The sequence below is a fragment of the Leuconostoc falkenbergense genome, from assembly GCF_014634805.1.
In the GTDB taxonomy this organism is placed as follows: domain Bacteria; phylum Bacillota; class Bacilli; order Lactobacillales; family Lactobacillaceae; genus Leuconostoc; species Leuconostoc falkenbergense.
The window spans coordinates 1-7,089 of sequence record NZ_BMBS01000059.1 but is presented as its reverse complement, the minus strand read 5'-3'; the positions used below and the strand labels follow the sequence as shown (position 1 = coordinate 7,089).

Here is a 7,089-nt window from a genome sequence, read left to right as displayed (position 1 = left end):
GTTGTTTTAGACAATTACCATTAAAGGCGCTGCGGCTTTTTTATTCAAGTGTTCGGTTTAATTTTACAATCTACCTAACACTGTTTTTGAAACGATTGGCAATCACCACGAACAGCCTTTAAGTAACATGCGGTCTTTGAATTATTCCTACAATCTGCTATATGTACACCTTGCTATCGGAAGTGATTGTTTGGTCGGGGAAAAGTCGGGGAAAGTCACTCGTTTTGCAGTAATACCAAGAGATGGTATAATAATAAAGTTATATTTACGACTAGGAGATGAACAATGCCGATTAAATTAATTGCTTCTGATATGGATGGTACATTTTTAACTGCTAATGATATGTATAATCAAGCACGATTTGAGCGTGTATTGTCCGAAATGACGAAACGAGATATGAAGTTCGTAGCAGCTTCAGGCCGCCAAGTCAAAAATTTGCAACAATTATTCGCACCCACAATTGCCAAAGGATACGCATTGGACTTTGTTGGCTCAAATGGTGCGGTTGTTGCTACAAGTGAACAACAGCTTTATTCAGTTCATTTATCAGCAGAACAATTAGCCAAGGTCATTGATTGGAATGCAAAAAATCCAGAATCTGCTGAAAATATTATTATTATGACTGGCGATAATGCGACCTATGTTTCTAATCATGCCACTGGCCCTGTGGCTAAAATGGTGTTTCAATTCTATCCAAACGTTAAACAAGTTGAAAAATTAATGTCGGTGGATGACCACATTTTAGAAATCACTTTTGTATGGCCAAATGATGAAGTACAACAACATGTGGCTGCGCTACGTGAAGTTTTTGGTAATGAGTTACATGCTACTGGTTCTGGTTTTGGTTCAGTGGATGTTTTAGGACGTGGCGTTGACAAGGCAACAGGACTGCAAGTGCTGCAAGACTACTATGATGTCCTGGACGATGAAGTGATGGTCTTTGGCGACAATGGCAATGATTTAGAGATGTTGACTAAATATGAGAATGGCTTTGTGATGCCTAACGCTGAGGCATTTATGCAAGACGCTGTGACAAAAAAAGCCGCTGACGTGAACGTCAACGACGGCGTTTTGAAAACAATCGAAAATTATTTAGGGATTTAATTAATGTTTTTTGGTGATCCAAAGCGATTAATTAAAATAGCAACAGCGACACCAATAAAAGTATCCACAATTCGTTCAAAAACATAGACGATCGTGGCGCCAGATGGAATATTTAAGGAAATCATCAACAAAGCTGCCATGGCGCCAATTACACCACTGTTGTAATCGAAGCCGTCAAGCAAAACAATCGCGATAATGACCAGTAATGGTAACAGAATCATCGAAGTCCAAGGTGCGTGATTCGTCTCTTCGTGTACAATAAAATAAATAAGAGCGAAACCGCCACCTAACGTATTTGAGATAAGTCTTACTTTAGCAAAGTTAAGGGTTTTGTCCCAACTTTCTCGCAAAGCAAAAACTGCCGCTAAAGCTGCTACAAATGGCGGCCGATTAAAAAAGTAAAAAGATGTGATGATGAGCATGACAGCGAAAGCTGTTTTTAGTGTTCGTAAACCTAAACGAAATTTTCCTATTTGCATAAATTTCTCCAATGAATATTTTGTTATTTTATCACAACTTTGTGATACTATCTAGGTAGGTTGTTTAGACAATCAAAAACACGCTTTAGAAAGGAATGACAAAATGTCAAACCCAACCCTTGATTTACTGAATCAACATATGTCGATACGTGCTTTCACTGACGAACCTGTCACAGATGAGCAAGTACAGAAGATTTTTCATGCAGCAGTTGCTGGACCAAACATGAATAATTATCAACCGGTCACCTTTATTGAAATTACTTCACAGCAGCTAAAGGCAGAAATCACTGCTCAAGTGGGCATGAAATATATTGAAACTGCTGCGCGTTACTTTGTTGTAGCAGTGGATTACAATAAGGACCTCATCGGATTGACACCAGAAGAAAAATCGTTAGCTGAGAATAATATACAGCGTTATAATGTGCTTGAAGGCGGCATCATTAGTGCTGGCATTGCGTTAGGGCGTGCACAAGTAGCAGCGGAATCCCTTGGGTTAGGTAGTGTCACTATGGCTGGCGCCATGAAAGCATTTGAGCTTTATGAATCAGAACTCAATCTACCTAAGTATGTGAAAGCAGTTATGGGGTTCTCTATTGGTTATCCGGCGCAAAACCCCGGTATTAAGCCAAAACTTGATTTAGATGGTGTTTTGATGAAAGATGGTTATCATCAAGAACAAATGGTTACAGCAGTGATGCGATATGATAAAATCATGACGGATTATTATGCGCAACGTGGTGTGACGCGTTCGTGGATTAGCAACAACGTTAGAATGCTAACAGCCAATCGTGATACATCTGAATTGACACAATACACTCAGAATAAAGGCTTTAATTTAAAATAAGTTTTTATTTAAAATAAAATGAAAGCGGTTACAAAATGACATTAGTAATATTAGAAGCGGCATTACACGATAAAATTTGGGGTGGTACAGCCTTAAAAAATTTTCATTTTCCTATTAAGGGCGATCATGTTGGTGAAGCATGGGCTATTGCTGCCCATAAAAATGGTGAGTCAACCATCAAGGATGGTCCGTTTGCTGGACAAACACTAACGCAACTATGGCAGGATAATCCTAATCTTTTTGGTGGGCATGAGGCAAATGAAGCTTTTCCATTGTTAATTAAAATTCTTGATGCACACCAAGATTTATCAATTCAAGTTCACCCAAACGATAAACAATCACGTGAAAAATACGGAAAAACTGAATGCTGGTATATTTTAGATGCGACACCAAATGCTAAAATTTATTATGGACATTATGCGCAAAGTCGTGGTGAACTAAAGGCGATGGTTGAAAAAGAAGATTGGGAGCATATGCTTCGAACTGTTCCTGTTAAAAAGGGGGACTTCTTCTATGTTCCCGCAGGCACTTTTCATGCGCTGGGAGCAGGAATTGTCGCTTTAGAAACGCAGCAAAGTTCCGATACAACGTATCGCTTTTATGACTTTGACCGTGTTGATGCCACGACAGGACAAAAGCGTGATTTGCAAATTGCAGATGCACTTGATGTTACTACTGTGCCACATCATGATCCTGTTTTAAAGCAAACAACCACTATTGTGGATCAAACGATTGTGACGCGATTGGTAACCTCTGTGAAGTTTACTGTTGAGAAATTATCTGTTCGAGGTTTATCGCAGTTTAATTTGGCACATCATTATGAATTATTTACAGTAATAGATGGTGCTGGTCGTGTTAACCAGACTGCTGTTAAAAAAGGTGATAGTTTTATTCTTTTTGATGATGAATCCATATCTTACGCATTAGACGGTGACATGACAATCATTAAAAGCTTCGTCACAACAGACGATAACCCAGATCAACGATTTTAAATGTAAACATGTTGAAAGGATTTTATGAAAGTTATTCTACTTTTTTGTAAACAAATATGAAAGCGTTTACTTTTTTGTTCTGATACATTATAATATGACTTGTAAACAATAACTAAATTGTTATTGTGTAAGCGTTTACAAAATGGTTTCATTTCGCTATAATCATTAAAGTAAACAATTTATTGAGAAGGAGATTTCCTAAATGGTTAATTTAATTATTGCCAGCCATGGGGACTTTGCAAAAGGCATTTTGATGTCAGGATCAATGATTTTCGGTGAACAAGAAAACGTTGAAGTTGTGACATTCTTACCTAATGAAGGACCCGATGATTTGGATCGGCACTACCAAGAAGCATTGTCGAAGTTCAACAATGATGACGAAGTACTATTCTTGGTTGATTTATGGGGCGGTTCACCCTTTAATCGTGCCAGTTTGATTCAAAAGCAAAACCCAGATAACATGGCCATTGTGTCAGGTTTGAACTTGCCAATGCTAATTGAGGCTTATGGTGGACGTTTGAGTCAAACAAAAGCTGCTGATCTGGCGAAGTATTTGGTGCCGGTAGCTCGCGAGGGAGTTAAGTCTGTGCCAGAGTTCCAAGAAGCTGCACCAGCTGCAAGCAAAGAAAAGTCGACAGTTGGCCTTAAAGAGGGTCACATTAATATTAAGTTGGCTCGTTTGGATACGCGTTTATTGCATGGACAAGTTGCTACTGCTTGGACGCCTGATTCAAAGGCAAACCGTATTATTGTTGTCTCTGATGCAGTTGCCAAAGATGAGCTACGTAAGAGCCTAATCCAACAAGCTGCGCCTAATGGTGTTCAAGCAAATATTGTACCAGTCAGCAAAATGATTGAAGTTGCCAAAGATGATCGTTTTGGTGGTGTTGATGCATTCCTCTTGTTTGAAACAGTGGAAGATGTCTTAAGGGCTGTTGAAGGCGGTGTACCATTGAAGTCACTTAACGTCGGTTCTATGGCACACTCAGAAGGAAAAACAATGGTTAACAAGGTTTTGTCAATGGATAAAACTGACGTTGCTGCTTTCGAAAAGTTACGTGATTTAGGTGTCGAATTTGATGTCCGTAAGGTCCCAAATGACAGTAAGGCGAACTTGTTTGATTTGATCAAGAAAGCAAATGTTAAATAACATTAAAATGTTTAATTAAGAAAGGTGTCTAAATATGTCTACTATTGCGATAATTTTAGTCGTAATCATTGCCTTCTTTGCAGGTTTGGAAGGTATTTTGGATCAATTTCAGATTCATCAGCCACTAGTATCAGCGACTTTGATTGGCTTGGTTACAGGTCATTTAACAGCCGGTATCATCTTGGGTGGAACCTTGCAAATGATTGCGCTGGGTTGGGCTAACATCGGTGCTGCTGTGGCGCCTGATGTTGCTTTGGCTTCTGTTGCATCTTCAATTATTATGGTCAAAGGTGGCGACTTCTCTGGAACAGGGATATCAGTTGCCGTTGCAACGGCTATTCCGTTGGCTGTTGCTGGTTTGTTCCTAACAATGGTCGTTCGTACCATTGCCGTTGGTTTAACTCACGGTGCCGATGCGGCTGCCAAAGAAGGTAAGTTCCGCACGATTGAAACGCTTCACTTGTTTGGCTTGCTACTACAAGGATTGCGTATTGCTATTCCAGCCGCAATTTTGATTGCTGTACCTGCTGCAGCTGTTAAGAGTGCTTTGACTTCAATGCCTGAGTGGTTAACTGGTGGTATGGCCATTGGTGGTGGTATGGTTGTTGCCGTTGGTTATGCTTTGGTAATTAACATGATGGCTACGCGTGAAGTTTGGCCATTCTTCGCCATTGGTTTCGCATTGGCCGCTGTTAGCCAATTGACTCTAATTGCTCTTGGTGCCATTGGTTTCGCGATTGCCTTGATTTACATCAACCTATCAAAGATGGGCGGTAATGGTGGCGGTTCAAACGGCGGCGGTTCAAACGGTGGCAACGACCCAGTCGGTGACATCTTGAACGAGTACTAGAAAGGAGCAACATGATGGCTGCAGAAAAAATCGAATTAACGCAAAAAGATCGTTTGTCAGTTGCTTGGCGCTCACAGTTCTTGCAAGGTTCATGGAACTATGAACGTATGCAAAACGTTGGTTGGGCTTACGCCATGATTCCAGCGATTAAAAAATTATATAAGTCAAAAGAAGACCGTGCCAGCGCATTGAAGCGACACTTGGAATTCTTTAACACACATCCCTATGTTGCCTCACCAATTATTGGTGTTACGTTGGCATTGGAAGAAGAACGTGCCAATGGTGCACCAATTGATGATACTGCGATTCAAGGTGTTAAGGTTGGTATGATGGGACCTTTGGCCGGAATAGGTGATCCAGTCTTCTGGTTTACTGTACGACCAATTCTCGGTGCCTTAGGCGCTTCACTTGCCATGAGTGGTAATATTCTTGGTCCTATCTTGTTCTTCGTTTTGTGGAACGTTATTCGTATGGCATTCTTGTGGTATACGCAAGAATTCGGTTACAAAGCTGGAAGTGCTATTACACAAGATTTGTCTGGTGGTTTGTTGAAAGACATTACTAAGGGTGCTTCAATTCTTGGTATGTTCATCTTGGCTGTACTGGTTGAGCGTTGGGTATCAATTAAGTTTGTCCTAGAATTGCCTGCTAAAAAGTTAGCAAAGGGTGCTTATATCAACTTCCCTAACGGACCAGTTTCTGGTGAGCAGTTGCAAAAGATTTTAGGTGAACAAGCATCAGGTTTGTCATTGACAAAGGTTGTCCCTAACACTTTGCAAGCTAATTTAGATAGTTTGATTCCTGGATTGATGGGATTGCTATTGACTTTCTTAGCAATGTGGTTGTTGAAGAAAAAGGTATCACCAATCGTGATGATCATTGGTATCTTTATCTTTGGTATCGCAATGCATGCCTTCCACATCATGTAAAAATTTTGACAAAAAGTGCTCGCCTTATTGACGAGCACTTTTGTCAGTACATACGTTTAATGGAGTAGATTATGGTACAATCTTTAAACAAGACAGCAGAATTAACAACTCAGGGTATTTCTTATCTAGGTATGGGTGCAAAGTACGGACACTTTTTAATTGGCGATCAAGCTTTCGAATTTTTTAATGAAAATAATGTCGCTGATTACATCCAAATTCCGTGGACTAATGTTAAAGCTGTTTATGCACAAGTCAGCAAGAATCATATTGGGCGTCGTTTCAGGGTAACCACCGACAGTGGTAATTTTGATTTTTCGGCAAAGGAATCTGGTAAGGTGCTCAAAGTTATGAGAGAACACCTTGGGGATCAAAAAGTGTTGCGCCAACCGACGCTATGGCGTAGTGTGTTAGCACGCTTTAAGAAACGGAAGGACGTTTGAGACGTCAGTAGGACACTAAATGAAGCAATTACAAAAAAGTAAAATTATACGATATTTTACGATTATTCTGGCCTTAGAAATTGTGGCTGTTAGCATTAATTTTTTCTATGCACCTGCAAAGGTTGCTGCCGGTGGCGCCACGGGATTTGCCATTTTGGTCAATGAATTAACCGGCGTCGATCGCGCCATTACGGTATTAGTAGTTAATATCATCATGATTGTTTTGTCAGCAATTTGTTGTGTGGTATGATAATTATCGAGGTAATTATACGATGACTTTTTCTACCAGAAGTCAAGTGTT

8 protein-coding genes and 1 pseudogene are annotated in these 7,089 nt (G+C 40.0%); 8 read left to right on the top strand and 1 reads right to left on the bottom strand.

Going from position 1 to position 7,089, the window contains the following annotated elements; all coding sequences use genetic code 11:
* The first annotated feature begins 285 nt into the window (after positions 1-285).
* Positions 286-1,104: an HAD-IIB family hydrolase gene (locus IEU71_RS09555; RefSeq protein WP_004910218.1), complete on the top strand. Its 819-nt coding sequence runs from the start codon at positions 286-288 to the stop codon at positions 1,102-1,104.
* Here the strand turns inward: IEU71_RS09555 and IEU71_RS09550 are convergent.
* Positions 1,101-1,583 (bottom strand): FUSC family protein, encoded by a 483-nt coding sequence (locus tag IEU71_RS09550; RefSeq protein ID WP_004910221.1) that lies wholly within the window; start codon positions 1,581-1,583, stop codon positions 1,101-1,103. The two genes, IEU71_RS09555 and IEU71_RS09550, sit on opposite strands and share 4 nt — an antisense overlap.
* A gap of 103 nt (positions 1,584-1,686) precedes the next feature.
* On the opposite strand from IEU71_RS09550, the gene IEU71_RS09545 reads away from it, so the two are divergent.
* From IEU71_RS09545 to IEU71_RS09515, 7 genes and pseudogenes are all read left to right on the top strand, one after another.
* Positions 1,687-2,427: a nitroreductase family protein gene (locus IEU71_RS09545; protein ID WP_004910224.1), complete on the top strand. Its 741-nt coding sequence runs from the start codon at positions 1,687-1,689 to the stop codon at positions 2,425-2,427.
* Positions 2,428-2,462: 35 nt separating this feature from the next.
* Complete coding sequence (locus IEU71_RS09540; protein WP_004910226.1) at positions 2,463-3,419, top strand: type I phosphomannose isomerase catalytic subunit; 957 nt, start codon at positions 2,463-2,465, stop codon at positions 3,417-3,419.
* A 202-nt stretch (positions 3,420-3,621) separates the two neighbouring features.
* Positions 3,622-4,569: a mannose/fructose/sorbose PTS transporter subunit IIA gene (locus tag IEU71_RS09535; RefSeq protein WP_004910230.1), complete on the top strand. Its 948-nt coding sequence runs from the start codon at positions 3,622-3,624 to the stop codon at positions 4,567-4,569.
* Positions 4,570-4,603: 34 nt separating this feature from the next.
* Positions 4,604-5,419 (top strand): PTS mannose/fructose/sorbose transporter subunit IIC, encoded by an 816-nt coding sequence (locus tag IEU71_RS09530; protein WP_004910233.1) that lies wholly within the window; start codon positions 4,604-4,606, stop codon positions 5,417-5,419.
* 14 nt (positions 5,420-5,433) lie between these two features.
* Positions 5,434-6,348 carry a PTS system mannose/fructose/sorbose family transporter subunit IID gene (locus IEU71_RS09525; protein WP_004910234.1) on the top strand — a complete coding sequence of 305 codons (915 nt, stop codon included), beginning with the start codon at positions 5,434-5,436 and terminating at the stop codon, positions 6,346-6,348.
* A gap of 71 nt (positions 6,349-6,419) precedes the next feature.
* A complete protein-coding gene (locus tag IEU71_RS09520; RefSeq protein ID WP_004910236.1) occupies positions 6,420-6,788 on the top strand; it encodes a DUF956 family protein in 369 nt (122 codons plus the stop codon).
* Between the two features lie 19 nt (positions 6,789-6,807).
* A pseudogene (locus IEU71_RS09515) lies at positions 6,808-7,023 on the top strand (YitT family protein); the annotation flags it as partial.
* Positions 7,024-7,089: the final 66 nt, after the last annotated feature.